Raw genomic sequence first — 24,689 nt, forward strand, 5'->3', positions numbered from 1 at the left:
AAGTCTCAGTACATGGATGATTATTATTGTGCTGCTCATCATCGGTGGCGGCCTGATCTGGTTTGACAATCCTTTCGTCCATATTTCCACTCGGGAAAAAAAACTGATCGCATCAACTGCATTACTCGGCGTTTGTCTGGGGGGAATGCTTTTTGACGATTTGTTTGTCCGATTATGGAGATCCATTATTCAGTCAGAGTTTAGTCGGTCACTCAGAATTCGTTTCGGCGGAAAGAGTAATACAAAACCAAAGTCGGCAGAGACTGAAAGCGATTCTGTTACACAGAGCAAACATCTCCGGCAGGCCCTTCGCCAAACCTACGGCCGCTTCTGGCCGCGCAAAGTTCGCATCTTGCTTTTAACCGGCAGCGCAGCTGACGTCGAGCAGCTTGCGCCGAATCTGACGTCGCACTACTGGCAGGAAGATGCCGGAACCGTGTTGCTGTGGGGCGGTGACCTGGGTGCTCCGGCAGACGGCGCCTGGCTTAGCGCGCTGCGTAAACTGCGCCGTCGCCCGCTGGATGGCGTGGTTTGGGTGACTTCTGCGTTGGCGAAGCATTCGGCCCTGGGCCAGAAAGATGCAAAACTGGCTCTGACCGTGGATATGATGGACAGCGTCGGGCAGGCATTTGCCTCCCGCTTCACCTTACTCGGCTGGCGTTTGCCGCTTTATATCTGGTCATTACATCAGGCTGAAGGAACGCAGGATGACAGGGTTACTCAGTCCGTAGGCTGTTTGCTGCCGGTGGGCTGCACGCAGGATGAGCTAAGCGAAAGGCTAACCGCTCTCGCGCCTGCTTTGATTGAGCAGGGGACGCAGCAGGCCAGTGCCAGCACGCAGCACCTCTTTTTATTACAGCTCGCCGACCAGCTCACCCGAATGCCGGATTCTGTCGCCGAGCCGTTGGGGACGTTACTCAATCCTTATCGCCCTTCACCGCTTGCGGGGGTGGTATTCAGCCCGGCCTCTGTGAATGCCAAACGCAGCGTGAAGCACCACTGGGGCAAGGATAATCGCTGGGACGTACTGTTGGGATCCCTGTCCTCGCTGCCCGCCGGGCTTGCGCCGCATAAGCTTGGTTTTGCCTGGCGCAGGCTGCTGGCAATGACGGTCGCCGGAGGGATGGTATTGTGGGGCACCGGCATGCTGGTCGCCTTTATGGTCAACCGCTCAGCCATTAATAACGCCGAGTCGCAGGTGGAACTCGCTGCAAACGCGACGCAGCCTCTTCCGGCTCGACTGAAGGCGCAGCTTGATTTGCAACATACGCTGGATCGTCTGCAGTACCGCCAGCTGGAAGGTACGCCGTGGTACGGCCGCTTCGGTTTGAGCCAGAATGATGCGCTGCTTGCCGCGCTTTGGCCGCATTACGGAGCCAGCGCGCTTCCGCTGCTGCGTAACGCCGCCTCGCGCCATCTTGAGGAGCAGCTGACCACGCTGGTTGAGCTTCCGCCGGATGACCCGAACCGTAACAAACTCATCAAACCCGCCTACGACCAGCTAAAGCTTTATCTGATGCTGACCCGGCCGGAAAAAATGGATGCCGCCTGGTTTGGTAAAACCTTGCTAAAGGACTGGCCGCAGCGCGAAGGAATCGCTGCCGGGGTCTGGCAGGGCAGCGGTCCTGCTCTGCTTGATTTTTATGCGCGCAATCTCGCCCATCATCCTGAATGGCGACTCACCCCGGACGAAAATCTGATTAATCAGGCGCGTACCCTGCTCGTGCGGCAGATGGGAATGCGCAACAGCGAATCCTCGCTCTATCAGAAAATATTAAACAGCGTGGCAAATCAGTATGCCGACATGCGCCTGACCGATATGACAGGCGATACCGACGCGGAGCGCATTTTCACCAGCGATGCCGTTGTTCCGGGCATGTTTACCCGTAAAGCCTGGGACGAGTCCGTCAAACCTGCTATTGAAAAGGTCGTCAGCGGACGTCGTGAAGAAATGGACTGGGTGCTCAGCGACATTAAAAATACCGCTGCGCAACAGGAGTCGCCTCAGGTACTTCAGGCTCGTCTTAAAGAGCGCTATTTTGCTGACTTTGCCGGAAGCTGGCTTGAGTTTCTCAACGGCCTGCAGTGGCAGGAGGCGCAGACGCTATCCGAATCCATCGACCAGCTCACGCTGATGGCCGACGTTCGCCAGTCGCCGCTGGTTGCCCTGATGAATACGCTCAGTATTCAGGGTAAAACGGGGCAAACCGGCGAAGCGCTTTCAGACTCGCTGGTGAAATCGGCTAAGAATCTTTTAAACCGCGATGAGCAGCCGGTTATTGACCAGCAGGCGGGAGCCACTGGGCCGCTCGATGCCACCTTTGGCCCGGTAATAGCGCTGATGGACAACAAGGGCAGCGGGCAGAATAACCTAAGCCTGCAAACCTTCCTTACCCGCGTTACCCAGGTGCGCCTGAAGCTGCAGCAGGTCGTGAACGCTGCCGATCCGCAGGCGATGACCCAAACGCTGGCGCAGACGGTCTTCCAAGGGAAAGCCATCGATCTGACGGAAACCCGCGACTACGGCAGCCTCGTAGCGGCAAGCCTCGGGCAGGAGTGGAGCGGCTTCGGGCAGACGATTTTTGTCCAGCCGATGGAGCAGGCGTGGCAGCAGGTGCTAACGCCAGCGGCGGAAAGCCTGAATGCCCAGTGGCAGAGCGCGATTGTTGACGACTGGAACAGCACCTTTGGCGGGCGATATCCGTTAAAAGACACCAGCAGCGAAGTTTCTCTGCCGCTACTGGCCCGTTATCTGGATAGCGAAAGCGGCCGCATCACCCGTTTCCTTCAGACTCGCCTCAACGGCGTGCTGCATAAAGAGGGCAGCCACTGGGTGCCTGACAGCATTAATGCCCAGGGGCTGACTTACAACCCAGCATTCCTCAGGGCTGTCGATACGCTTAGCTATCTGTCCGACGTGGTGTTTGCAAACGGCGAGGCGCGTATCAGTTTCGAACTGCGCCCCGGCACGACAAAAGACGTTATGCAAACCGATCTGGTGGTCGACAGCCAAAAGCTCACCTACTACAACCAGCTTCCGGTCTGGAAGCGTTTTACCTGGCCGCACGATACCGAAGCGCCGGGCGCCAGCCTGAGCTGGATCAGCACTCAGGCCGGCACCCGCCAGTACGCCGATATGACGGGGGCCTGGGGGTTGATTCGACTGCTGGATAAGGCAAGCGTAAACCCCTATCCGGGCGTCAATAGCAGCTTCAATCTGACCTGGCAAGCACAGGATGGCCGGTCGCTGAATTACACCCTTCGCACGGAGGCGGGGGAAGGGCCGCTGGCGCTGCTGCGTCTGCGTAACTTCGTTTTACCCGCGCAGATATTCAGCGTTGATGCGATTAAAGCCGTCGCCGAACAGACAGCAGATACAGACATAGAGGACGTCAACTAATGCCCGCACTGAACTCTTTACTTACCGCCTGTCACGCAGAGCGAAACGCCCTCGCTCAGCAGGCACAACAGCAAATTCCACTGTGGGATAAGTGGCTTGCGCCGCTTCCCGCAGGCCTGCCGGTGGGCGAAGATCCTGGCTATAACGATGACTTCCAGCAGATGCGTGAAGAGGTCAATAAACTGTCCGGTGCGGACACCGCGTTAATCTGCGAGCTGGCCGAAAAGCTGCTGACGACCCACTGCAAGGACGTTCGCGTCGCCACCTATTATGTCTGGGCGCGGCTGCACACGGACGGCGAAAAAGGGCTCGCTGAGGGTCTGTCGCTACTGGCGGGCCTGCTTCAGCGTTACGGCGAGGCATTGCATCCGCAGCGCGCCAATAGCCGTAAGCTGGCACTGGAATGGCTTACCGGAAGCCGCGTGCTGGACAGCCTGTCGCTCTACCCGGAAGTAACAAAAGCCGATCTTGAAAGCATCGTCGGTGCTCTGATATTGGCCGAAGAAAGCGTTGCCGGGTGGGATGAAGCCTCGCGCCCACAGTTCGGTAGCCTGTACACCGCTTTGGAAAACCGCCTGGCGCAGTCCGGCGGCCCTGATGCGGTTATTCCGCAGAACAGCGGCACCACGGTTAATCCGCCCACATCCTCAGCGGCGGGCACGCCGTCGTTGAAGGCCGTCACCTCCGGGCGCGAATTACTCGAGCAGGCAAGAATGCTGGCAAATTACCTGCGCGAACAGCCGGACGGCTGGCTTTCCGGGCATCGTCTGATGAAAAACATCCGTCTCGACACGCTGCATGCGCTGCCTGCGCTGGACGCCAGCGGCCGCACGCGCCTGTCGCCACCAAAGCCGGAAAACCGGGCTTTGCTTAAACGTCTGTATCTGCAACAAAGCTGGCTGGAACTGCTGGAACAGGCCGATAGCCTGTTTGCCCAGAGCGTTAATCATCTCTGGCTGGACTTACACTGGTATCTCCACCAGGCGCTCAGCCGGGCGGGCGCTCCTTATGAGGGCTGGGCGGAGATTATTCAGCAGGATCTGAACGCGCTGCTAACGCGTCTGCCGGGGCTTGAGGGGCTGGCTTTCAGCGACGGCACGCCGTTTGCCGACGAAGTCACGATTAGCTGGATAAGCCAGCAGGTCACGAAGTCGGAAGAGTGGAGCAACGACTCAGCCGCATCGGCGAGCACGGCGGGCGATGACGATATCCTGCAGCTGGAGGTAGAGGCGCTGGCGCAGGCCGACAGCGAAGGCGTGGAATCGGCACTGCGCTGGCTGCAAAACCGTCCCGGCACCGGCACGCGCCGTCACCAGTGGCTGCTGCGCCTTTTGATGGCAAGAGTCGCGGAACAATACGGTAAAAACGACATGGCGCTGCATCTGCTAGGCGAGCTGGATGGTAACGCCACCACGCTCACCCTCGCGCAGTGGGAGCCGGAACTGCTGTTTGAAGTGAAGGCTCGCCGTCTGAAGCTATTGCGCATGAAGGCGGGGCGGGCAGATTCCGATAAGCCGCGTATTCAGGAAGAAATGGAGAGCCTGCTCGGCGGTTTAATCGCCATTGACCCGGCACGGGCTGCGGTGCTGTGCGGGTAGTTAAAGTTTTATTATGAATTTTATTCGTTTTATGGAGTATAAAAAATGTAACCAAGGAACGGGGGAGTCGGTATTTTTTTTAAGTCAAGGTTAATGGCTTTTCTAGAGTGATAATTAAATTCGCAAGGAGATATTATGAATTCTACAGCACGTATTATTAATGGTTTTTGCTCTATTATTGGTATTTTTATGGGGTTGTTAAGCTTCATGCTGAGTGGCATATTTATGATGTTGTTTCCGGGGATGGCTTCTTTTGCAGCGCTAATATCCTTCATGCCTTTTATTATAATACTGCTGTCGATTATAGGATTGTTTGGTTCAATAAAAAATAATCTTAAAGTGCAGGTGGCTTTTGATATTTGTCTTTTACCAGTCTGGTATGTTGGGACAGCGCTCGGTGGAATTTGTTTAATTCTATTTTATTTTGCTCATAAAAAAACACTGAAACATTTAGCTACCGATTTTTAAAACAAGCTCTGAACGCTCAAAGCATCAGGATTACAGGTGTAAATCAGTTGTTTTTGACTATTCCTTTTCGTTCTCATAAATTAACCGACAGTACTATACATCTGTATTCCTACTATGGATGACTGACTGAGTTAGATGGATAACATAATAGACCTAACCTTTACAAGGAGGTAAAACATGAGTGAAGCCAATAAACCTGTAGCAGAAAATACTCTAAGTAAAAAAGAGAATAATACAGTTCAGGTTAGGCATGAGTCTGTACAGGCATACTTCCGCATAGATACACAAGAGTTTATATTTCTTACTGATGATGCCTCATCTGCGCTTGATGAGCATGCAACGAAGTTAATGGTTAGTGTTGATGCCCAGCAAAGTGCCAAGGCTATTTATTCTTTGGCAGTAGAGGAATTTGGCAAGGTTTATTCTCAACCTCAACGAGCGGCAGAATTGGCTAGTCTGGAAGCTCAAGTGGTTGAAGCTGAGAAGGACTTACAGAAAAAACAGCTGGAGCTGCAGGATAAACTTGGCGAATTTGCTGTTGACGGTGCCGGGTATGAGAGTGTTGTAGAACTTCTTCCCATTGCAACGAAAAATAATCAGGGAAGGAATAGAGGAGTGGGTAGCCGGTATTCCTATGTCAAGAAAGGATATTATGATCGGCTGGGTGCAGGTGTAAAGCATAAGGTCAAACTGAAGGCGAAGGATAAAGCATCAGCCGCCGAAAGTATTTTTGAGCGTGACAATGATGGCAGAATTAAACGTATCGACACCAAAAAACTCAAAGAGCAATTAACTTCGCTGGATTTTTCAGCTCCGGATACGGGAATAAAATTCTGGAGTGCGGAAGATTTGGTTAAAGTTGATGAAACATTGACTGGATGGGCTGATAGCTGGAATAAAAGTCTGATCCTTGATAAGAAGGAAATTGGTCAATGTATCGACGTGGGGGCTGGGGCGCAGTTTATGCGCTTCACATCGAATGCAGGGGCTTCCGGTGAGTGGGATCCGGTTAATGGGGAGCTGACATTCAAAAGCGAAGCCAGTGCGGTACTTTCATTAGCATCTGGTACTGCGGATGCAAAAATATATATGCCAGATAGGATCGGCTGGTCATTAAAGTTTAATTCCGAAAAAAGTACTACGCCAATAGATATGGGAATGCTGCGCTTATATCTTGAGACATCGCTCATTGGTTTTGCTGGGGCATCCGTACAGGCTGAGGCACAATTACAGGTGACGACAATCAACGGTAAACAGTTGCTAGTAGGGCAAAGTAAGAAGCGACTTCCTCGATTTAGTGAAAGACGCGCTTCGGGGGCAGAGTTTCACAAACAAATGGATGAAAACGAGGAAGGACTCAGGGCCAGCGGGGAGATCTTCGGCGGTGCTCGAGCAGAGTTTAAATTAACAGGGGGCGTGCAGTGGTTACAGCCCATCGCATTGACTTCTCATCAGGGAAAAAGTGGTGATGAGGCAAAAGCCGCAGGCGAATTTGTCGATTTCTGCTCTGTCTCTGAGAGTGTCGTCGGCATGGTTGGTGCGGGTATTGGAGGCACCTTTCAGTGCGATTTTGTCAATGGCCGGTTCTGTTTCAAAATTGCCGCCAGTCTTTGCATGGGCATTGGTGCCAAAGGCAGTTTTGAAGCAAGTGTGGCATATGACAAGTTAATGGATTTTGGTGGTTGGCTGGCATATCAGCTTTATGGTCTTGACTATGCTTTCTTTGAGCTAATCGCTGAGCGAGCTTTTGAAGCATTCAGTAAAGTTTGTGTGATGTTGCTTTCTGATATGAAAGAAGAAATAGCCGAAAATTTAAAATTATTTTCTGATGATCTTTATACTATAGGGGATCGTTATGATTTTTTTATTCATTCGGTGGATGAAGGTATAAATGCTTCAAAAAAAAGAAATCAATTAGCTTGTAATATTAATACAAAACCTGGAGTTTTACTTAATTACACCCCGGAATCAAAAGGAATGTTACTATATTTATTAACCCGGCATGGTGTATGGGATCACTTTGATCTTGATAATCGTGGTGATGGTATTATCCCAGATATATATTTTGACCGTAAAAAGGCCGTGGTGAATGTTTTATTCAGTATCCAAACACAAAGAGAATGGTTTCAGGTTTTTTGCCATCGTACGGAAGATGGCAGCTCTCTTGCTAATAATAATTCCGCATTAAAATATATGGTGGCGCAAAATCAAATGAACGAAATTAGGGATTTTTTGCAAGAGGGACTTGATAACCATGATGAAATGGATGCCATTTATCGTCGTCTTAAAGTAAAAGCATCTTGGGGATATGCCCTGATGATGAATGATACCATGGGGTATCGCTTGCATACAGAAAATAATCCATTTTATCCAAAACTTGCTGTGTTTTCGCCAGTTAATCAGTCTGACTTAAAAAAAGGTAAATAGAATGGATAAAAAATTAAAGCTTGTTTTTTTTATGAGTGTCTTATTTTTACTTAGTGCCTGTGATAAGGATGATAATGCCATTGAACCTGATCAAAAAGATTCTGAAAAATTGCAAAAATTTTTGCGGAAAGTTAAATCTGAACTGGTTTTTGTCGAAGGTGGTCAGTTTCTAATGGGTGATTATGGTGAAGAGTATGGCCCGGAACATCTTCCTTATGACAATAATCAGGACAGTAAACCCTTACATAAGGTTGTATTAAGTGGATTTTCCATCAGTAAGTTTAAGGTAAATAATGAACTTTATAGATTTTATCTTTCTTATAATAAATTAGAGGGTACTAAAATAAAAATGGGTCAAAGGAGAAAGCTAAAGTGGGAAATGCTTAATAGTACACCCGACACCCCCGCTCATGTTGACTGGTATGAGGCAGATAAATATTGTCGCTGGCTGGCTGAAGTCACTCAATTGCCATTTTCTTTACCCACGGAGGCACAGTGGGAGTATGCGGCTCGCAATAGGGGTGAGTATGTAATTGCTCCTACTAACGATGGTACTATTCGTGTAGATCAGGGAGAGAAGAGTAACGTCGCATCAGAAAAAGACAGTAAAATTTTTGCAAATAAAATGGGAACATCACTTGGTGTTCTCTCGCCTTTGCCTGGGAATTTATATGCGCCAAATCCCCTAGGTATTTATGATATGGCCGGTAATGGATTCGAGTGGATGAAAGACTGGTACGATCCGGATTATTACCAGTCATCTCCGGTCAACAATCCCCAGGGACCGGACAAACCAGTTTTTAAAGATTTCAAAGGTCGTTTTACTAAGGTGACACGCTCACAGGATTTCTCTGGCCCAGGTCGTGGCCTGACGGTAGTTCGTCATTTTAAAGATCCCAATAATGATGGGATGCTTCCTGGAGACAAAACAGTTCGTTGCGTGGTAAATAGTCCCAACCCAGTGCAGTAAATCAATGGATTAAGGATTTCAGGAGGATTGCATGGCCTTAAGCAAAGAAAAATGGTTAATTATAAGCTTTATTCTACTCACTGCGTGTGATGATAATAGTGGTGTTTTGCACTATGTTGCAAATAATCCTGTAAATGAATTAAATAGCTATATTAAAGAAATTAAATCAGAACTTGTCTTTGTTGAAGGCGGAACATTTCTGATGGGTGATTATGGTGAAGAGTATGGCCCGGAACATCTTCCTTATGACAGCAATCAGGACAGTAAAACCTTACATAAGGTTGTATTAAGTGGATTTTCCATCAGTAAGTTTAAGGTAACCAATGAAGTCTATAAAAATATCTTGATTTTATCGATTCGAAAGGTCGAGTAGTTACACCTGATTCAGGTTTAATGGACTTTTGGAATGAAACTAATCGTATATCTGAAACTCCCGCTCATGTTGACTGGTATAAGGCAGATAAATATTGTCGCTGGCTGGCTGAAGTCACTCAATTACCATTCTCTTTACCCACAGAAGCTCAGTGGGAGTACGCCGCCCGTAACCGCGGGGAATTTTTGATTGCTCCGACAAATGATGGAACTATTCAGATAAAAAACGGTAAAGGAATCAATATCACGACAGCAGATGATCGTGAAGATTATGCTATAAAAATAGGTAACAATCTGAGGACACTATCTCCCATGCCCGGTGATGCTCGTGCACCAAATCCACTGGGTATTTATGATATGGCCGGTAATGGATTCGAATGGATGTAAGACTGGTACGATCCGGATTATTACCAGTCATCTCCGGTTAACAATCCCCAGGGGCCGGAGGGGCCTTCCTTTAAAGATTATAAAGGTAACTTTACAAAGGTCTTACGCTCTCAGGATTTCTCTGGTCCTGGTCGTGGCCTGACGGTTGTTCGTCATTTTAAAGATCCCAGTAATAATAATCGACTTCCTGCTGATAAAACCGTGCGTTGCGTGGTGAATAGTCCTAATCCTGTGAAATAAATTATTATATTAAGAGTTCATTAAAAATGCTTGATGTTAGGTAAAACTATGGCTGCAATTATATCATGAGTGGTAACTGTTAGTTTTCTAGATGTATTGTATTAAGAAAACCGCAACAAATATTTTTTGGCATTTTAGTGAGTCACAAACAGTCCTTTTTTATAATATCATGCTTGAGATGGATAATCTCTTTTAGAGAATGTAAACCTTACAAGTAGGCAATGCCTCGGCATTTAGTCATTAATTCATTGGTAATAACATGAAAGACCTAACCCTGCGTTATTACGACGCCGAAATGCGCTATTTGCGAGATGCGGCAAAAGAGTTTGCACAAACTCATCCCGACCGGGCCGCGCTGCTCGATCTTGATAAACCCGGTATTCCCGACCCCTACGTTGAACGCTTATTTGAAGGTTTTGCCTTCTCTATGGGGCGGCTGCGCGAAAAGATCGACGACGACCTGCCCGAGTTTACCGAAGGGCTGGTAAGCATGCTGTGGCCGCACTATCTGCGTACTATTCCGTCGCTGTCGATCGTGTCGCTGGCTCCTGATATTCATACGATGAAAATGGCAGAAAGTGTACCGGCGGGCATGGAGATTTACTCTCGCCCGGTGGGGCCGAAAAATACCGTCTGCCAGTATCGCACCACGCGCGATATGGCGCTGAATCCTCTTGCCGTATCGAAAGTAGTGATGGCCACCGAGCCTGACGGGCGTTCAGTGCTGCGCCTGCGGCTTGAATGCAGCTCGCAGGCCGACTGGTCGCAGGTGGATTTACGTCGCCTGAGCTTTTATCTGGCGGGGGAGGCACCGGTCTGCAATGCGCTGCATTTGGCTCTGACCCGCCGTCAGGCCGCGCTGTACCTGCGTCTGCCGGGGCAACCGGATCGCGCCAGAATCGACGGCTGGTTTTCGCCGGGCGGTTTTGCAGATGAGGATCTGCTGTGGCCGAAAGGGGAAAGTGCCTTTAGCGGCTACCAGCTTCTGCTGGAGTACTTCACGTTCCGCGAGAAGTTCATGTTCGTTAATCTCAACGGGCTGGAGAACATTACGCTGCCTGCGGGTATTGCGTATTTCGATGTAGAAGTGGTGCTGGAAAGCCAGTGGCCCGGCGACCTGCCAATAACTGACGACGTCCTGCATCTGCACTGCGTGCCGGTGATTAACCTCTTTTCCATGGAAGCGGACCCGCTGGTGATCAACGGCCTGGAAAGTGAATACCTGCTGCGTCCACGGCGTCTACAGGACGGGCACACTGAGATCTATTCTGTGGATTCGGTAACCGGGTCAAGCCGCACCTCGGAGGCGAGCTACGTGCCGTTTACCAGCTTCCGTCACCGTGGCGGGATGCAGCGCCGCCATGCGCCAGAGCGTTATTACCATACTCGCGTTAAGCGCGGTGCGACCGGGCTGCACGATACCTGGCTGATTCTCGGCGGCGAACAGTGGCAGGCCGACCGCGAGTTTGTCCGTGAAGCCGTCTCGCTAAAAATTACCGGTACCAACGGTCAACTGCCTCGGAAAGCGCTGCAAAGCACGCTTCTTGACCGCTGTGAGGCGGTGCTGCAGACCCCGCTTAAAGTGCGCAACCTTTGCAAGCCGACGCTACCCGCCTATCCGCCGGCCGAAGACCGCTTCCAGTGGCGGATATTAAGCCACCTGGGTTCAAGCTATCTCAATCTGATGAGCAGCGCAGAAGTGCTGCGCGGCACGCTTGAACTGTACAACTGGCAGGGTGAGGAGCTGAATAATCGCCGTCTGGACGCCATCCTCGAGGTGCAGCATCACCAGGTTCAGCGCTTTGAAAAAGGCTTTTTGCTGCGCGGAATCGACATTGAAGTGACGATCGACGGCAACGGCTTTACCGGCGAAGGGGATGTGCATCTGTTCGGTGAAATGCTCAACCGCTTCCTGGCGCTGTATGCCGACATCCACCTGTTTAACCAGCTTACCCTTATCGTTCAGCCTGAAGGCAAATGTATCCGATGGAAAGAGAACCACAATCAGCGTCTGCCCGGCTAATTGAGCAGATGCGCGACAGGCTGCCGTACACGCAGTTTTATCGCTTCTGTCAGCTGCTGGAACAAAGCCAGCCGGACGCCCCGCCGTTAGGCAGCCACTGGCAGGTGAAACACGACCCGGTTCGCTTTCGCCCTCATCCGGCGATGGGCTTTCCGGCCAGTGAATTTAAGCAGGTGGAAATACCGGACCATCCACACCTGCCGCCGACTATTCGCACCACCTTTATGGGCCTGTATGGCGTGGAGTCGCCGCTGCCGACGGCCTACATCGACGATGTAACCCAGCGTCGGGAAGGATATGAGGCGGTCAGTGATTTTCTGGATATCTTTAACCACCGGACGATCACCCAGTACTACCGTATCTGGCGCAAGTACAGCTATCCGGCCACCTTTGCGCCCGCCGGCACGGACAAAACGTCGAAATACCTGCTGAGCCTTTGCGGGCTTGGAATTGACGGCTGCGCGAAGAACATCGCCACTCCCGTGTCACGCTTTCTGGCGTTAACCAGCATGATGCGCCTGCCGACGCGCACCAGCGAAGGCGTTGTGGCCCTTGTCCAGCTGATTGCCCCGAATACGCAGGCCTCGGTTATACCGCACGACAGGCTGCGCATTCCGCTGCGTAACCGGCTTACCATGAGCGCGCAAAAGCCCGTCAGCATGCGCTGTAGCCCGGTTATGGGCAGCCATGCGGTGGATGTGAACAGTCAGATACTGCTGCGTCTGAACACTCAGGATGCCGACGAGGCGCGCGGCCTGCTCCCGGGCGGACAGCTGCATGCCGACCTGCTGGCATTGCTGCATGTTTACCTCGGATCGCGCCTACACGTGCGGATGCAGCTTTCCGTCATGCGCAGCCTGTTGCCCGATGCGCAGCTTTCCTGCCAGCCGCAAAACAGCGGCGTCCTGTTAGGAAGAACGGCGGTGATGCGCAGGCAGAGCGCCAGCGGCACGTCAAAACATAACGATGAACTTATTACTATTAGTCTGGGCCGCTATCAGCGCGTGCAGGAAAATCTTTATCGAAGGGAGACCGATGAACATGGCGATTATCGCTGGTAACCACCGTCGTGCGCTGTTGGCGCTGGCAATAGGCTTAACGCTAAGCGGCTGCGGGCTGACCCAGAAGGTGAGCGACGGCACCGTTGCCGTGACAAAATCCATTTTCTACAAGCAGGTGAAAACGCTGCATCTGGATATTCAGGCCCGCGAAGCTATCAACAACAATGCGGCGGGGGCTCCGCTGGCGACGGTGGTGCGCATCTACCAGTTGAAGGACCGCAAGGCGTTTGACGGTACGGATTATCCGTCACTGTTTTCTGACGACAACCAGGCCATTAAGGCCGATCTGGTGGCAGAAAAAGACATCCGCATCCGTCCCGGTGGGGCGGTTACCATCGACGTGCCGCTGGACGAAAGCGCGCAGTACGTCGCGGTCGCAGGCCTGTTTCTTGCACCGGACCTGGTGAACAACACCTGGCGGCTGGTGCTGAGCCGCGACGATCTCGATCCGGACAAAGCCCGGCAGATCGAACTCAATAATCAGGGCATGACCCTGCAGCCGATGAAGGACAAATAAAATGTCACAACCTTCACTGTATGAAATGTTGCTCGGCAACTTCAGCGGCGGCCTCGACCTTCATCAGGCAAGCGAAGAAAATCAGGTTATCCTCTCGGTGCTCGACAATATGCAGCGTGTTCTTAACGCGCGGCAGGGCTCGTTGAGCCATTTGCCTGACTACGGCCTGCCTGATATGAGCAAAATTCTGCAGGGCATGCCCGGCACGGCGCACCAGCTGCTGACCACGCTTTCTGAGACGCTGCTGAAGTACGAGCCGCGCCTGAAAAGTATTCAGGTGGTTTTACTGCCGCAGACCAACCCCGGTCATCTGGAATACGCCATTGATGCCGAGCTAAAAGGGCTTGGGCTGGTGCGCTACGGCACCGCGTTTATGCCGGAAGGCCGCGTGCTGATGCGCCACCTTAAACAGCAAAACTATCTTGAGGCACAGCGGTAAGCTCACGGCCACGGATCATCGAAAATACAGAGGATGTATGTCAGCAAAAGAACGGTTTTTTAAAAAGCTCCAGGAAAAACAGCCGCAGGCCGGGGTATATGCCTGTAAAAGCGAAGCCGACATCGCGGCTTTCAGGCTGCGAATGAGCGAGCTGCTTGGGCAAATTGAAGAGTGGCTCGCGGGCACGGACATCCGGGTTGAAAGCACGTCCGTATCGGTGGTAGAGCTGCTGGTCGGTGGGAAAGCGTTCACCGTCACGGGGATCGCTTTACGCTACGAAAACAGAAAGGTGACCTTCACCCCGGTGTTTTTGTATGGCCAGGGCGTGACGGGCTGCGTGGAAGTCAGTCTGCATGCCTCGGGTAGCCTGACCTCCGTGTGTCGGCTGTTTATGCGCACCAGCGAAAGCAGCGAATGGACGTGGCGTCCGTCTGGCCATTCCACCCTTCCCGGAGGCGTGTTCTGCGAGGAGGCCTTCTACAATATGATTTCTGGCCTGCTGCCTTAACGTTGAAACAATGAAAACTGGCTTTCCGAAGCCAGTTTTTCACCCCTCGACTCTCTCACACGAAATGGATACACCATGTCGCCTGCAAACGAACGTCAACTGAAAACGGGTAGCGATCCCCGTTCATTGCCCGATTACTCAGCCCTGCGCGATGAGCTTGCCAAACTGTCACATCCGGCGCGGCCGGACGTGAACTGGCCAAACGTCGAAAAGCTGGCCCTGAAGATTTTTGAGAGCAACGGCGTCGACCTGCAGACCGCCGCATGGTACACGCTTGCCAGAACGCAGCTGGCGGGTATCCACGGCTTCAACGAAGGTTTAGCTATTCTGGATGCGCTGATTCGCTACCAGTGGTCAGCGATGTGGCCACCGTCTGCGCATGGCAGAGTGGAAATTCTTAGCAGTTTAAGCAAGCGTTTACAGCAGATGCTCCGCAGGCTGACCTGGCAGCGCACGGATCTTAACGCGCTTTATCAGTGTGAAAAGCTGCTGGTTTCAACCGGCGAGGCTTTGCAGCGGCAAGAGCTGCGGACGGCTGCCGGGATTGATGTGCTACGTAAAATGGTGCAGAACGCCGCCGTTAAGCTTGAAAACAGCGATCTTCCCGCCGACGAGGCGCACGCCGTTGTGTTGCCCGCCGACGCCGTGAAAGTTGAGGCCGAGCAGGAGGGCGCGAGGTGGGTATACGTAGTGCAGTCAGGCCCGGCGGTAGATGTGGAAATAAAGGATGAAAAGCCCAGCCGGGGCTCGGCTGTGAAAGCATTTATCGGCGGTGTGCTAACCGCAGCGGTGATAGGCGTGCTCGGCTTTAAGGTGATTCCCGAATGGTTAAGCCACCCTGAAGAAGCCACCGTGATGGCTTCAGTCGCCGATTTGCCCTCGGCTTTATCGGCTGCCGACGCTGCACGGCTTCGTCTGGATAACCCCGCCTGGCTGCAGGACAGCGACCGGTACGCGTCAAATCTGAACGCGCGTCTGGACGAGCTTGGCAAACTGCCGCCGTACTGGCCGCTGGAGTACGCAAGCCGGCTGGTGGCGCAAACGCAGTCTCTCTATCCACACTCGGCACTGGCGAAAAATGCGCAGAGCCGCTGGCAGACTTTCATGATGGCAAATTCGCTGCCCGATGCCCGCATGGTCGGCTGGCAGCAGGGCGTCGAAAAGCTCGCCCAGCTTCAGAACAGGCTTAACCAGCTTGATGAAAAGAAGGGGAAGTATATAACGGTCAGCGAGCTTAAAACGGCGGTGTATTCGATATCGCAATCTCTCAACGCCAGCGTTCCGACCGAGGAACTCATCAGGCAGCTACAGGAAATCGCGCCCGACGGCCCGCTGCCGCAGGGGCTACTGAGCCAGACGGATCTTCAGCTTCGACAGCTGTCGAACAGCTATATGTTGATTAAGAATGAGGAGAGAAAAGCGAAGTAGATGGCGTCCCCTGCATACATCGATTCAAGTTTGCAGGGGGCTGAATTGAAAGGAAATTAGTTTTAGTGGATTTTATTTTACCCGCTATTTTACCCATCGAGGCGACTTAAAAGCTTTTGCTTGAATTCGCAATGTTCACTATATAGCCAGCGGGCGCGGCCGTGAATGAGTTTACTTTTGGGTAGGGTTCCGTCTTTGATGCGGTCATAAATGAATGTCTTGCCGAATCCAGTATCTGCCATGATGAATTTCAAATCAACAAGTGAGTCTGGTTGCAGGTGATGTTGCATGCTTTCCTCCAGGCAATAAAAAACCCCGCCGTGGCGAGGTCGTTGGAATAGGTTGGTTAACTGCGTTTCTTCCCCTGACTGTCGCTCGGTGCGAGCGGTGCATTCGCTAACACCTTTGCCAGCATTTCGATTGTTCCATCAACCGGCTGCGGTGCGGCGTAGAGCGGAATATAAATATCCGGCTCCTTATCTGCACCCGGCTGCTGCTCGAGCTCAAACGTACGGCCCGTAAAGCGGTTCATCCACACAACCGGCTCCCTGCTGGCGTTCCGGTATTCCAGGAGTTCGCGGGCCATAACGGAACTTTCGAAATCAACATCGCTGCCAATGTCTTCTGCGGCCATCTCTTCCAGCCGCTCATTGCTAATATTGCTCATAGCGTCACCTTAATAGCGAAAACGTTAACGGTTTCTGGGCCGAAGTGCGGATGCGTGATTGTTTTGATTTCGTAGCCAGCGTACGGGACGTCAATGCGCCGATCGTCATCGTCCTTGCGCGGATAGCCTTTAGTGATGATTAGGCGGTCATAGTCCCTGTCGATAATCCTCGTTGACCAGAACGGCGTAACCAGCCGGTACTCTTCGGTCTTTTCACCGCGCTTCATTGCGTCGAAGTATTCGCCATTGACGGCGAGCTGAAGGTTAGCCATCTAATTCACCCTCATCCACAATCACGCCGATTCCCGCCAGTATTGACCGAACCTGTTTTTCAGAATAAGCAGGGTAGCTGTGGTCGGCATATGTACAGCCAGGAGTGGGCAGCTTCACGCATGGCGGGCGAGCCTCATGACCACTAATGGATAGTTTCCCGTCAGAAATATTGACACCGGCAACTCTCAGCATTGTTATGACATCGCCTTCTTCGAAGCACGCAACTTTCCCCGCCCAAAGTCGCGTAGTTGGTAGTGTTGCGACTGGTTTATTGCGTTCCATCCTGCTGATAATCTCAGATGCAGAATCATGAGCCTCTCTAAATAACCTTGCCTGGCGTAAAAGCTCATCCCCGCGAGCTTCAAGTTCATCAACACGCTTTTGCGCCTGTTCCAGCGCCGCTATCAGTGCGCTCAACTCATCCCATGTAAGGATCGGAGCGTATTTATCGTTCTGCCCGTGCTTCAGGCGAATATCAGCAATAATCCCTTCGATTCCCTTATCCATGGCTTGCCTCCTTTTTGCGTGGAGCGCCGCGGTATTCCGGCTCCGGTTTATACTTCGGTTCAGCAATCACATTAGCCAGTGCTAACCTCCATGTTTCGGCGTTATTACGAAGCCAGCGCCCGTTATCATCATCAAAGAAGCCAGGCTTAACGGGGAATGCCAGTGGCTCCAGTACATCACACGGTACCGCTACGTTGTTACAGCCGCAGTTGTAGTAAGCAAGTTTCGATTTGATGAGGCTTTCCGGATAGCGGCCAGCCGTTTCAATGCGCCCACGGTAACCAGAGTTATTTTCCGCCCACAGCATGATGTACGGGTTACTTCGCTGAGTGTGTCCGACGCTAAGCACAAAATACTCTCGCTCACTTAACGGCTTCATCTGCACCTCTAAAGTGCCATTTTCGTGGTTAAGAGGTGCATTTGCGGCTCTTATGTTAGTCATGCTGCGGACTCCTTTGTTTCAATTCCCAGGCGGGAACAGGCGACGTGGTAAATATCAGCATCTTTTTCTATTCCAATGAAGTTTCGGCCAGTTTGCTGGCAGGCGACCCCCGCAGTACCGCTTCCCATTGTGAAATCCAGAACGGTTTCGCCCGGATTACTGTACGTCTCGATGAGATAACGAACCAACGCCAGGGGCTTCTGTGTTGGGTGCCAGGTGCTGCGCTGCTTATCGCTCGAGAAAAACTGCACGGTTCGAGGATAACGTTCTGTGCTGTCGTATTCGGTCAGTTCATGCGCTTTGCCGTAACACTCAGAGTTAACGCTTTTGCGCTGGCTGGTCTTGCGCTCATGCCCGGTGGTCTTTTGTGGGTTGTAGGTCGGCTGCTGCCGGTAAAATACCTGGATGTTTTCGTGTGCTCGCAGCGGCTGTTTTTTGGCATTAAGGAATCCGGTTGCGTTACCTTTCTCCCAAATCCATTCTGTGCGCCAATCGGCAAGGTTGCTACTGACAAGAACGCCGGTGAACGGCTGCGCCGAAAACAGCACGATGGCCGCAGATGGCTTAGCAATGCGATAAAGCTCGCGCCACATTAACTGTAGGTCGAGTACCGAATCCCATCGGCACTGCGTTGTGCCGTAAGGAATATCAGCACATACCATGTCAACGCTGCTGTCATCAATCAGCGGAAATACATCGAAGCAGTCGGCATGAAAAAGCATTAATGGGTTATTTTCATGCAGCATGACTTCCTTCCTTTTTGTTTTCTGCTGCAAATTCAGACAGACTAACTAGAAGCCTTTCAGTGACACCAGGATTGCACTCATTCCTGACAATCCACTCAATACGGCTAATGAACTTCTCCACGCCACGCGCTTCGATATCTGCCAGCGCTGCGTCTGTGGCCGGGGTTTCTGTGAAAATGCTTTCCCATTCCCCATCGCACATGTCCTGACAGGCATCATCAAGTTCCTTTTCTGAAACCTTCAGCGCTGCATTCTCAGCGACCAGCGCGTCACGCTCTTTCAGTAGTGCGGAAACCTTTACGTTCAGCTCTGCGTTAATTTCAGCAAGTTGACCAATTGTTAGTCCTTCTTTCATTGTCCTTTCCTCAGTGCTGAGCGAACTTGTCGCGCTCTAATTTGGTTGCATATCGCCACGTAAAACCACGATGTGATTTAGCGCGACCACTGATAGCTTCTTTGATGCCTGCACGTTTAAATCCAGGCGCGTAATAGGCTGACCGGAAATAGACCGTATCTCCGGTTTCTTTGTGTGTGCCGATAACCGGCATGGGTTGTCTTGGCATTACCTCTCCTTGAGTGTCCCGTTGTGGACGCCAATGTGGTACAGGAGTTGGGGTAGGGTGAATCGTGGGTTGATGCGCTTCGCGTAGCTGAGCAGGATGCGCCGGTTTATGACGTCCCTTTGCTTGCATGTTTGAGCTTTCTCCTTTGCCCACGCTTCCTGCAACTCTGCCCAGCATTGACGAGCGGTCGCTCTGATAGCGTTTTGCTCTGCTGCGTCCATGTTCAGTGCTTCGTAGCTTTAATGAACTTGTCGATGTGCCGGTTATCGTCCGGGCCGGGGAAGCTGTGCCGCGCTTTCAGCTCTGCTTCACTCGGCATGTTCTGCTGTCTGAATTTAGGGCGAGCGATGATGTCGCCCGGAGTTAGATCCGGGTTGTATATTCCGTTTCGCATGGCTATTTACTCGCTGAGATGGCGTTAAGCATGTTCTTAACGTCTGAGTTGGTTCGGTCGAGGCGGCGGGCGATGGTGATGATGTTCCAGTTGGGGTTGCGCTCTTTGAGCAGCTGTAATTCGTACAGCTCCCACTCCTGTTTGTGCTTTTCCTTTGCTGCCTCGGTTTCTTCTGCGATTCGCTGTGCTTTGAGAGGGTTTCTTGTGAAGGTCTTATCTGGCAGCATCCAGCCGCTGTATGCGCTGTAATAGCGCAATACGGTAGTCCCGCACCGGATGTTGTCGTGTGCGTTGTTCATTTCTCACCGCCATTGCTCACCGAAGGTGAAGCCAATTTCAGACAGCGCTTCATCCATCTTGCAGATGAATTCCGGAACCATTTCGTCGAAGTCGGCCATGTACTTTTCATCCCGTTCAACAACCACATGGTGAATGCCTTCACGTTTCATGCGTGGGTCGTAGTTCGCGAAGAACCAGGCTTCTTTCCCCGTTACCCACATGCTGTATTGAACCTGCGCCATGTAAGCGGACTTGATAGCATCGAAGCCGCCGAGTCTGAACTTCATGAAGTCACGAGAGGTGAACGGGCACTTAAGCTCAAGGCCGAATCCATTGCTGCATAGGCCATCTGGTGAGCATGCGGTGCGGAGGGTTTCGTCTTTAAAAAGGATAGGGGCTTCGGTAACTTGCACATCCGTTGTGAACTCAAACAGCGTCCGTGCTGAATCTTCGTTTTGTTTGCCCCATGCTAGCGCCTTGGCGTTAACCTCCGGCGCTACGCCGGTGCATACTTCCGCGAGCAGGGTGTGGAAGTAGGACATTTTCATATCTGTCCACTTGGTGCCGCTCCGTGCCTTTGCGATAACATTCGACACTTCGGACGCTGTAATAACTCCGAGCCTTAAGCGCAACCAGTCATCGCTTCCTTGCTCGACGTGAAGCACATCAATCCCGGTGCGCTTCAGAATGATTTCAGGTGTCATGTTAACAGTCCTTGTGGTCGTCCCATGAGCCAAAGCCACCGACATATACGAAGTCACGTGGGGCATAACTTCCACTAACCTTGGCCTCTCTTTGGAGGCGCTCAATGCTATTTCTATGAATAGCGGACTCCCGCATTTCCAAAGACTGATGCCCGCGGCGACGACCGTACTGCTTCCAGAATGCCGCGCATGATTTACTGCAAAACTGAGCCCATCCTCTTTTTCTGTCAGCAGCCCGAGCCAAAAATTTGTCAGGGCAGCATTTGCAAGTATCCTCAATAGTTTTTCCAGTCATGCGGCCGCCTTTTTGCGTAGGAAGTCGAGAGCCTTAACCGCTTCAACTTCCGTAAGTTCTGTTGCTGCGGGTATTTGTCTGCGGAACAGTTGAGAGCAGAGCGGCAGCAAATCTGCTTCCCATGTTTTATTTAACTGAATGAGGAGGTCAGATATGGTCTGCAGCGTTTCATTAGAAGCGGGGGATATATCGCGCTCTGGCTGGCGTTCCTGATTGAAGTTTATGCCTTCTCCACTTTCCGTGTTCACGTAGTCAATGGCGGCATCCAGACGCTCACGGCGAGGCCAGTATTTGGCGGCTTGCTTGACTACCGTCTTGAGTATCATTTGCTCTTCGTCTGTTAACCACGGACAGGATTTCCCTTTGGTCTTATATGCTTTCCATGCTTCCGAGCGGTCACGAATAGCGAAGATGTCTTCTGCCCGCATGGTGTGTGTCAGGTAGTCGCCGTCATCGGTCTTGATTACTGTGTAAGCACCGACAATATCGCCGCGCTGCTCAATGGTGTCGAACACGCTGTATTCGTGCGCGGGCGCTTTGTCGATACCGACAAGCTTGAATTTATCGTTCTTCCTGACGATATCCGATTGGCACCACTTTATAGCTCCTGACTGCTGGGCAATATGCATAAGGCCCATGTAGCTAATGTCTAGGCAGATAGCACCTTTACGTGGCACCAAATAAGCGAGTTTTTGCGCTGGGTTCAGCGTCACGCCGATTGCTGCGACGTTCATGATGGCGCTGCGGGTTGACACCGTGTTGTTTGCCGCAACCCCAGCCAGATAGTCATTGCTCGCGAAAATTTGCATTGCGAATTCAGATTCACGTTTGAAGTTAAGCGATGGCTCGGAGCAAACTTGCTCGAACTCTGCTTTGAGTGGGTTAACTATGTCGTAAACCCGCTGGACTAACTGACTAGCCATTATGCCGCCTCCCTGTGCTCATGCTTTGCCTTGAAAATGCCGAATGCGTACTCAGCTTTAACCCGCTCCGTTAAAGCGTCCCAGAACCATTCTGCGACCTTCTCCTGATACGCTACGTCATCACCTTCCAGATACGTCATTGCGTCGTCTGTGTGCTCGTCAGCGTTGAATTTGCGGAGTAGGGAAGTGATTTGGTTTGATGCTTTAGCGAGGCGCTCAACTTCTTCGTAAATTCGCTCATTGTCGCGCTCGTCGAGGCTGGCGATGATGGTCTTAATTTCCTGCTTATCTGCTGTAGTAAGTCTCATGCTGACTCCTTCTGCGGCTCTGGTTTCTTGCCGCCTAACATTTCAAACATTCGCTCCAGAAATTCAGGCTCTGGCATTTTTGGTGCTGGTTGCTGGATCATGGTTGCCCCGGCTGGCAGAGAAAAGCGACCAGGCGATCGAACAATCTCTGAAGTTGCGTTCTTAAATCTGGCTGGCGGAAGTCTGCGCTGGTTAATACATTGCCGCGGGCAAACTCAATGGATTTGATGGCGTTAAAAGGGCGAACCGATGCCGCCCCTGCGCAAGCATATGCTGGCATGGGTAATGCTCCTTTGGTTGGGGTTGTGTTCATTCATCAGCGCTGACGCTCAGGGATGAACGCAATAAAAAAGCCGCACTAGGCGGCTATCGGAATACTTCGACAAAGTCACTTACTAACGAAATCTCATGGTTGAATTTCTTGCGTCCGTAACGATGGATGGCTGCATCAACAATATTTTTGTAATCGCCATCATTTGACCATTTAACAAAGGTTTCGATGTTCTCTGGTATTACAGCAACGTCGCTCCACCACCCTTCATCAGACTGATATTCAAACCCCATACTGCTTAGCCAGTTTGCATACTTACCGCCAGCATCTTGGTGATGGGTTTTTTCATCAATGAAAGAATTAAGGCTCATATGTGCATCAAGGCAAGCATCAAGAGCTTTCCCATTCACAATCCACGCGCTCACCGTCGCGCACCCAAAATCCACGGAGCTTGTCGGAAGGTTAAAATCTGCGTAGTTGTCTGGATTTACTGTTATGTCTGTAATTTCCATACTTTTCTCCAGTTAAAAAAATGCCCGACGTTTATGCCGGGCAATAGGGACAACGAGGGTTCGGAATCAGCTCTCATTGAAAGCTGATGCGGAAGTTAGTCTGCGGGCGGTGGAGGCAGTGGCATCCAGTGTGTAACGTGCTCCAGAATGCATCCGGATAAATATGTGAACGCTCTGTATTTCTTGTACTCAATGGGGCACATCACATAGTTCCAGTATGCAGCTACGATTTCACCCAAGCTAAATGCCAGCACCATCTGTGTATCCTTCGGCATTTCATCACTGCACTTAATCCACTCCATATCTATTCTCCTGTAGCCTTGCTGAGCATTTCATCCTTGAACCATTGTGATGCAAGGTATGCGCAACCGGCTATCTTGTGTTCATGTTTTGGCTCAAAGCTGGCGAGGATCACACTTATGTGTGCTGCAGCATCTTTGAAGTTCACACCATCTTTTGCGATAGGCGACTCCTTCAAGCCTCCATAGAACCAGCCCTGTATGTATCGCGACCACTTATTGCTATCACTGAAAAATTCCTTCGGTATCTTATGAGCAGGGGGAAGGTAGTCCGTCATTTTCTCCGGGCCGAAGGCCACCTCCTTGCGTGATATGTTTTCTTTAGGCTTCATTGCATCCTCCTGTAGCCTTGCTGATAGCGGCCTTAGCTCGTTTATATTCAGTTAGCTCGCGGCAGCCCTCATCGTGTTCATAGAGAAATACAATCTCTTGAAGCGCGCCCAGCAAATCAGGTGCTGCAATTACCAGCTTGTCATTTGCCAGATATTCATCCTTCGCTCTGCCAGCCAGCGTCAGTCCACTGAACTTAACGCTTTCACCTTTGCTGTCTATGCACTGGCCGTACTTATCTTCTGACCATGGCCCAGGTGTTCCTTTAAACTCACTCATCATTCCTCCAGTCTGCACTTATGCTTCTTGCTGAATATCCGCTTCGCCTGAACTATTTTCGCGCCGTCCTGCGTCTTGTAGAAAACAGCACGGCAGTCATTGCAAAACAGAACCTTGTTCTCGATGGCGTCAACACCCCAGCCGACCGACTCATTTACCGTGCGGTTGAGTGGCATACATCACCTCTTTAATCACTGCCGCTAGCAATAAAAAAGGCCGCCTCAGGCAGCCTTGTCATACGGCTTTAGCGCCGATAATTGTGGGTAGTACATTTTTGGTTTGGCCTTCGAGCCTTCTTTCGGCGGAACCTGTACGTCATAACGAATGGGAACCCCATTTTTCATATGAACATGTTTGATAATGCCGACTTTAGTTTTCCAGCTGCCTGCCGCCTGGCTGGACCAGGTTACCCAATCGCCTTTCTTGAAACTCATACTCACCTCGCTGCTCAAATTAATGGAATGCTCTTGCCGCGCATCTTCTGGCGACCGTGGCAAGTAACGCCGTAATCACCCGGCTTCTTGTGCCAAACGCGCTGATTTCTCTTATCCATCTGCCCGCGAATTGCTTCGTGCAACTCTGTTGCCTTAACCAACTGCGTTATCACTTCGTTAGCAATTGGCTCAACGGCTTTCTGCACACGGTCAACCTTGCGGCTAAGCGTTAACACCTGGCGTTCCGGTTTGGCTGCAATGCCCACTAACAGGGGATTGGCAGCCTTCCATTCAGCGGTTTTAGCTGCGCGACGTTCGCGGCGGCGTTCTTGTGCGTTCATACATCCTCCTGTCAGTGTGTTTTGGTGGTATGGTGGCGGGTGCTTATCTCCCGCTATCCCTGCCAATGGCTGGTAGCCGACTCTCCGCCGCGTCGAGCCGCTGAGTATTCACCACACCCCAAAACATACTGCTTTGGTGTATTTGCGCTTTTTCAGCGCCATCTGTTAATGAGCATCGGCATCTTGCCGGGTAGTGCGTCCTGCTGATGGGGTTATATTGAACCAATAGTTCGAGTTAATCAAGAACCATAAGTACGGACTTTCGTTAGTAATCTCGTACTTTT

General features: G+C 51.5%; 31 protein-coding genes and 2 pseudogenes. 13 read left to right on the plus strand and 20 right to left on the minus strand.

Features of this window, described 5'->3' with window-relative positions; genetic code table 11:
- Nucleotides 1–16 precede the first annotated feature (16 nt).
- The 13 genes from ACSPHG_RS06445 (at nucleotide 17) to ACSPHG_RS06505 (ending at nucleotide 15,838) form a co-directional block, all read left to right on the plus strand.
- Entirely contained in the window at nucleotides 17–3,400 is a 3,384-nt protein-coding gene (locus tag ACSPHG_RS06445; RefSeq protein WP_435955957.1) for an ImcF-related family protein, read from the plus strand.
- Entirely contained in the window at nucleotides 3,400–4,998 is a 1,599-nt protein-coding gene (gene tssA, locus ACSPHG_RS06450; RefSeq protein ID WP_435952669.1) for a type VI secretion system protein TssA, read from the plus strand. Before ACSPHG_RS06445 ends, tssA begins: the two co-directional genes overlap by 1 nt.
- Nucleotides 4,999–5,133: 135 nt before the next feature.
- Nucleotides 5,134–5,466, plus strand: coding sequence for a hypothetical protein (locus tag ACSPHG_RS06455; RefSeq protein WP_435952670.1), 333 nt, complete (start codon nucleotides 5,134–5,136; stop codon nucleotides 5,464–5,466).
- Between the two features lie 177 nt (nucleotides 5,467–5,643).
- Entirely contained in the window at nucleotides 5,644–7,893 is a 2,250-nt protein-coding gene (locus ACSPHG_RS06460) for an ATPase (RefSeq protein ID WP_435952671.1), read from the plus strand.
- 1 nt (nucleotide 7,894) lies between these two features.
- Entirely contained in the window at nucleotides 7,895–8,863 is a 969-nt protein-coding gene (locus ACSPHG_RS06465) for a formylglycine-generating enzyme family protein (RefSeq protein WP_435952672.1), read from the plus strand.
- 31 nt (nucleotides 8,864–8,894) lie between these two features.
- Nucleotides 8,895–9,236, plus strand: a complete 342-nt coding sequence (locus ACSPHG_RS06470) for an SUMF1/EgtB/PvdO family nonheme iron enzyme (RefSeq protein ID WP_435952673.1) — start codon at nucleotides 8,895–8,897, stop codon at nucleotides 9,234–9,236.
- Nucleotides 9,237–9,256: 20 nt separating this feature from the next.
- Nucleotides 9,257–9,622, plus strand: a complete 366-nt coding sequence (locus tag ACSPHG_RS06475) for a formylglycine-generating enzyme family protein (protein WP_435952674.1) — start codon at nucleotides 9,257–9,259, stop codon at nucleotides 9,620–9,622.
- A gap of 499 nt (nucleotides 9,623–10,121) precedes the next feature.
- A complete protein-coding gene (gene tssF / locus ACSPHG_RS06480; protein ID WP_435952675.1) occupies nucleotides 10,122–11,885 on the plus strand; it encodes a type VI secretion system baseplate subunit TssF in 1,764 nt (587 codons plus the stop codon).
- Complete coding sequence (gene tssG / locus ACSPHG_RS06485; RefSeq protein WP_435952676.1) at nucleotides 11,840–12,946, plus strand: type VI secretion system baseplate subunit TssG; 1,107 nt, start codon at nucleotides 11,840–11,842, stop codon at nucleotides 12,944–12,946. Before tssF ends, tssG begins: the two co-directional genes overlap by 46 nt.
- Nucleotides 12,927–13,463, plus strand: a complete 537-nt coding sequence (gene tssJ / locus ACSPHG_RS06490; RefSeq protein WP_435952677.1) for a type VI secretion system lipoprotein TssJ — start codon at nucleotides 12,927–12,929, stop codon at nucleotides 13,461–13,463. Before tssG ends, tssJ begins: the two co-directional genes overlap by 20 nt.
- 1 nt (nucleotide 13,464) lies before the next feature.
- Nucleotides 13,465–13,902, plus strand: a complete 438-nt coding sequence (gene tssE / locus ACSPHG_RS06495; protein WP_435952678.1) for a type VI secretion system baseplate subunit TssE — start codon at nucleotides 13,465–13,467, stop codon at nucleotides 13,900–13,902.
- A gap of 37 nt (nucleotides 13,903–13,939) precedes the next feature.
- Nucleotides 13,940–14,410, plus strand: a complete 471-nt coding sequence (locus ACSPHG_RS06500; protein ID WP_435952679.1) for a hypothetical protein — start codon at nucleotides 13,940–13,942, stop codon at nucleotides 14,408–14,410.
- A gap of 75 nt (nucleotides 14,411–14,485) precedes the next feature.
- Entirely contained in the window at nucleotides 14,486–15,838 is a 1,353-nt protein-coding gene (locus tag ACSPHG_RS06505) for a VasL domain-containing protein (RefSeq protein WP_435952680.1), read from the plus strand.
- Nucleotides 15,839–15,927: 89 nt separating this feature from the next.
- On the opposite strand, the gene ACSPHG_RS06510 is transcribed toward ACSPHG_RS06505, so the two are convergent.
- The 20 genes and pseudogenes from ACSPHG_RS06510 to ACSPHG_RS06605 form a co-directional block, all read right to left on the minus strand.
- The gene (locus tag ACSPHG_RS06510) at nucleotides 15,928–16,128 is read right to left on the minus strand and encodes a helix-turn-helix transcriptional regulator (protein WP_242925445.1); all 201 of its coding nucleotides are present in this window, start codon (nucleotides 16,126–16,128) and stop codon (nucleotides 15,928–15,930) included.
- Between the two features lie 149 nt (nucleotides 16,129–16,277).
- Nucleotides 16,278–16,424, minus strand: a pseudogene (locus ACSPHG_RS06515) (hypothetical protein); the annotation flags it as partial.
- A gap of 77 nt (nucleotides 16,425–16,501) precedes the next feature.
- Nucleotides 16,502–16,777, minus strand: a complete 276-nt coding sequence (locus tag ACSPHG_RS06520; RefSeq protein ID WP_435952681.1) for an ASCH domain-containing protein — start codon at nucleotides 16,775–16,777, stop codon at nucleotides 16,502–16,504.
- A complete protein-coding gene (locus tag ACSPHG_RS06525; RefSeq protein ID WP_435952682.1) occupies nucleotides 16,770–17,285 on the minus strand; it encodes a hypothetical protein in 516 nt (171 codons plus the stop codon). The genes ACSPHG_RS06520 and ACSPHG_RS06525 overlap by 8 nt, the downstream gene beginning before the upstream one ends.
- A complete protein-coding gene (locus tag ACSPHG_RS06530) occupies nucleotides 17,278–17,727 on the minus strand; it encodes a hypothetical protein (protein ID WP_435952683.1) in 450 nt (149 codons plus the stop codon). The genes ACSPHG_RS06525 and ACSPHG_RS06530 overlap by 8 nt, the downstream gene beginning before the upstream one ends.
- Nucleotides 17,724–18,473, minus strand: coding sequence for a DNA-methyltransferase (locus ACSPHG_RS06535; protein WP_435952684.1), 750 nt, complete (start codon nucleotides 18,471–18,473; stop codon nucleotides 17,724–17,726). The genes ACSPHG_RS06530 and ACSPHG_RS06535 overlap by 4 nt, the downstream gene beginning before the upstream one ends.
- Entirely contained in the window at nucleotides 18,463–18,828 is a 366-nt protein-coding gene (locus ACSPHG_RS06540) for a hypothetical protein (RefSeq protein WP_435952685.1), read from the minus strand. Before ACSPHG_RS06540 ends, ACSPHG_RS06535 begins: the two co-directional genes overlap by 11 nt.
- A gap of 10 nt (nucleotides 18,829–18,838) precedes the next feature.
- Complete coding sequence (locus ACSPHG_RS06545; protein ID WP_435952686.1) at nucleotides 18,839–19,036, minus strand: hypothetical protein; 198 nt, start codon at nucleotides 19,034–19,036, stop codon at nucleotides 18,839–18,841.
- Between the two features lie 223 nt (nucleotides 19,037–19,259).
- The gene (locus ACSPHG_RS06550) at nucleotides 19,260–19,430 is read right to left on the minus strand and encodes a DUF2737 family protein (RefSeq protein WP_435952687.1); all 171 of its coding nucleotides are present in this window, start codon (nucleotides 19,428–19,430) and stop codon (nucleotides 19,260–19,262) included.
- A 2-nt stretch (nucleotides 19,431–19,432) separates the two neighbouring features.
- The gene (locus ACSPHG_RS06555; protein WP_435952688.1) at nucleotides 19,433–19,729 is read right to left on the minus strand and encodes a DUF1317 family protein; all 297 of its coding nucleotides are present in this window, start codon (nucleotides 19,727–19,729) and stop codon (nucleotides 19,433–19,435) included.
- Nucleotides 19,730–19,732: 3 nt separating this feature from the next.
- Nucleotides 19,733–20,413: a lambda exonuclease family protein gene (locus ACSPHG_RS06560; protein ID WP_435952689.1), complete on the minus strand. Its 681-nt coding sequence runs from the start codon at nucleotides 20,411–20,413 to the stop codon at nucleotides 19,733–19,735.
- A gap of 291 nt (nucleotides 20,414–20,704) precedes the next feature.
- A complete protein-coding gene (locus tag ACSPHG_RS06565; RefSeq protein ID WP_435952690.1) occupies nucleotides 20,705–21,631 on the minus strand; it encodes a recombinase RecT in 927 nt (308 codons plus the stop codon).
- Nucleotides 21,631–21,939, minus strand: coding sequence for a hypothetical protein (locus ACSPHG_RS06570; protein ID WP_435952691.1), 309 nt, complete (start codon nucleotides 21,937–21,939; stop codon nucleotides 21,631–21,633). The genes ACSPHG_RS06565 and ACSPHG_RS06570 overlap by 1 nt, the downstream gene beginning before the upstream one ends.
- Nucleotides 21,940–22,305: 366 nt before the next feature.
- The gene (locus ACSPHG_RS06575; protein WP_435952693.1) at nucleotides 22,306–22,722 is read right to left on the minus strand and encodes a hypothetical protein; all 417 of its coding nucleotides are present in this window, start codon (nucleotides 22,720–22,722) and stop codon (nucleotides 22,306–22,308) included.
- A gap of 95 nt (nucleotides 22,723–22,817) precedes the next feature.
- Nucleotides 22,818–23,018 (minus strand): annotated as a pseudogene (locus ACSPHG_RS06580) (DUF551 domain-containing protein); the annotation flags it as partial.
- Between the two features lie 8 nt (nucleotides 23,019–23,026).
- The gene (locus ACSPHG_RS06585; protein WP_435952694.1) at nucleotides 23,027–23,353 is read right to left on the minus strand and encodes a hypothetical protein; all 327 of its coding nucleotides are present in this window, start codon (nucleotides 23,351–23,353) and stop codon (nucleotides 23,027–23,029) included.
- A complete protein-coding gene (locus tag ACSPHG_RS06590) occupies nucleotides 23,343–23,630 on the minus strand; it encodes an XkdD/Y8K6 family phage-associated protein (protein WP_435952696.1) in 288 nt (95 codons plus the stop codon). The genes ACSPHG_RS06585 and ACSPHG_RS06590 overlap by 11 nt, the downstream gene beginning before the upstream one ends.
- Nucleotides 23,630–23,806 carry a hypothetical protein gene (locus tag ACSPHG_RS06595; protein ID WP_435952697.1) on the minus strand — a complete coding sequence of 59 codons (177 nt, stop codon included), beginning with the start codon at nucleotides 23,804–23,806 and terminating at the stop codon, nucleotides 23,630–23,632. The genes ACSPHG_RS06590 and ACSPHG_RS06595 overlap by 1 nt, the downstream gene beginning before the upstream one ends.
- A gap of 45 nt (nucleotides 23,807–23,851) precedes the next feature.
- Nucleotides 23,852–24,064: a hypothetical protein gene (locus ACSPHG_RS06600; protein WP_435952698.1), complete on the minus strand. Its 213-nt coding sequence runs from the start codon at nucleotides 24,062–24,064 to the stop codon at nucleotides 23,852–23,854.
- A gap of 14 nt (nucleotides 24,065–24,078) precedes the next feature.
- Nucleotides 24,079–24,405: an antitermination protein N gene (locus tag ACSPHG_RS06605; RefSeq protein ID WP_435952699.1), complete on the minus strand. Its 327-nt coding sequence runs from the start codon at nucleotides 24,403–24,405 to the stop codon at nucleotides 24,079–24,081.
- Between the last annotated feature and the right edge of the window lie 284 nt (nucleotides 24,406–24,689).

The organism is Dryocola baronae, from assembly GCF_051297175.1.
In the GTDB taxonomy this organism is placed as follows: domain Bacteria; phylum Pseudomonadota; class Gammaproteobacteria; order Enterobacterales; family Enterobacteriaceae; genus Dryocola.

Bases quoted from the DNA above. Each gene is read 5' to 3' on its own strand.
- ACSPHG_RS06445 (WP_435955957.1), top strand. From the start codon at position 17: ATGATTATTATTGTGCTGCTCATCATCGGTGGCGGCCTGATCTGGTTT.
- tssA (WP_435952669.1), top strand. From the start codon at position 3,400: ATGCCCGCACTGAACTCTTTACTTACCGCCTGTCACGCAGAGCGAAAC.
- ACSPHG_RS06455 (WP_435952670.1), top strand. From the start codon at position 5,134: ATGAATTCTACAGCACGTATTATTAATGGTTTTTGCTCTATTATTGGT.
- ACSPHG_RS06460 (WP_435952671.1), top strand. From the start codon at position 5,644: ATGAGTGAAGCCAATAAACCTGTAGCAGAAAATACTCTAAGTAAAAAA.
- ACSPHG_RS06465 (WP_435952672.1), top strand. From the start codon at position 7,895: ATGGATAAAAAATTAAAGCTTGTTTTTTTTATGAGTGTCTTATTTTTA.
- ACSPHG_RS06470 (WP_435952673.1), top strand. From the start codon at position 8,895: ATGGCCTTAAGCAAAGAAAAATGGTTAATTATAAGCTTTATTCTACTC.
- ACSPHG_RS06475 (WP_435952674.1), top strand. From the start codon at position 9,257: ATGGACTTTTGGAATGAAACTAATCGTATATCTGAAACTCCCGCTCAT.
- tssF (WP_435952675.1), top strand. From the start codon at position 10,122: ATGAAAGACCTAACCCTGCGTTATTACGACGCCGAAATGCGCTATTTG.
- tssG (WP_435952676.1), top strand. From the start codon at position 11,840: ATGTATCCGATGGAAAGAGAACCACAATCAGCGTCTGCCCGGCTAATT.
- tssJ (WP_435952677.1), top strand. From the start codon at position 12,927: ATGGCGATTATCGCTGGTAACCACCGTCGTGCGCTGTTGGCGCTGGCA.
- tssE (WP_435952678.1), top strand. From the start codon at position 13,465: ATGTCACAACCTTCACTGTATGAAATGTTGCTCGGCAACTTCAGCGGC.
- ACSPHG_RS06500 (WP_435952679.1), top strand. From the start codon at position 13,940: ATGTCAGCAAAAGAACGGTTTTTTAAAAAGCTCCAGGAAAAACAGCCG.
- ACSPHG_RS06505 (WP_435952680.1), top strand. From the start codon at position 14,486: ATGTCGCCTGCAAACGAACGTCAACTGAAAACGGGTAGCGATCCCCGT.
- ACSPHG_RS06510 (WP_242925445.1), bottom strand. From the start codon at position 16,128: ATGCAACATCACCTGCAACCAGACTCACTTGTTGATTTGAAATTCATC.
- ACSPHG_RS06520 (WP_435952681.1), bottom strand. From the start codon at position 16,777: ATGGCTAACCTTCAGCTCGCCGTCAATGGCGAATACTTCGACGCAATG.
- ACSPHG_RS06525 (WP_435952682.1), bottom strand. From the start codon at position 17,285: ATGGATAAGGGAATCGAAGGGATTATTGCTGATATTCGCCTGAAGCAC.
- ACSPHG_RS06530 (WP_435952683.1), bottom strand. From the start codon at position 17,727: ATGACTAACATAAGAGCCGCAAATGCACCTCTTAACCACGAAAATGGC.
- ACSPHG_RS06535 (WP_435952684.1), bottom strand. From the start codon at position 18,473: ATGCTGCATGAAAATAACCCATTAATGCTTTTTCATGCCGACTGCTTC.
- ACSPHG_RS06540 (WP_435952685.1), bottom strand. From the start codon at position 18,828: ATGAAAGAAGGACTAACAATTGGTCAACTTGCTGAAATTAACGCAGAG.
- ACSPHG_RS06545 (WP_435952686.1), bottom strand. From the start codon at position 19,036: ATGCCAAGACAACCCATGCCGGTTATCGGCACACACAAAGAAACCGGA.
- ACSPHG_RS06550 (WP_435952687.1), bottom strand. From the start codon at position 19,430: ATGCGAAACGGAATATACAACCCGGATCTAACTCCGGGCGACATCATC.
- ACSPHG_RS06555 (WP_435952688.1), bottom strand. From the start codon at position 19,729: ATGAACAACGCACACGACAACATCCGGTGCGGGACTACCGTATTGCGC.
- ACSPHG_RS06560 (WP_435952689.1), bottom strand. From the start codon at position 20,413: ATGACACCTGAAATCATTCTGAAGCGCACCGGGATTGATGTGCTTCAC.
- ACSPHG_RS06565 (WP_435952690.1), bottom strand. From the start codon at position 21,631: ATGGCTAGTCAGTTAGTCCAGCGGGTTTACGACATAGTTAACCCACTC.
- ACSPHG_RS06570 (WP_435952691.1), bottom strand. From the start codon at position 21,939: ATGAGACTTACTACAGCAGATAAGCAGGAAATTAAGACCATCATCGCC.
- ACSPHG_RS06575 (WP_435952693.1), bottom strand. From the start codon at position 22,722: ATGGAAATTACAGACATAACAGTAAATCCAGACAACTACGCAGATTTT.
- ACSPHG_RS06585 (WP_435952694.1), bottom strand. From the start codon at position 23,353: ATGAAGCCTAAAGAAAACATATCACGCAAGGAGGTGGCCTTCGGCCCG.
- ACSPHG_RS06590 (WP_435952696.1), bottom strand. From the start codon at position 23,630: ATGAGTGAGTTTAAAGGAACACCTGGGCCATGGTCAGAAGATAAGTAC.
- ACSPHG_RS06595 (WP_435952697.1), bottom strand. From the start codon at position 23,806: ATGCCACTCAACCGCACGGTAAATGAGTCGGTCGGCTGGGGTGTTGAC.
- ACSPHG_RS06600 (WP_435952698.1), bottom strand. From the start codon at position 24,064: ATGAGTTTCAAGAAAGGCGATTGGGTAACCTGGTCCAGCCAGGCGGCA.
- ACSPHG_RS06605 (WP_435952699.1), bottom strand. From the start codon at position 24,405: ATGAACGCACAAGAACGCCGCCGCGAACGTCGCGCAGCTAAAACCGCT.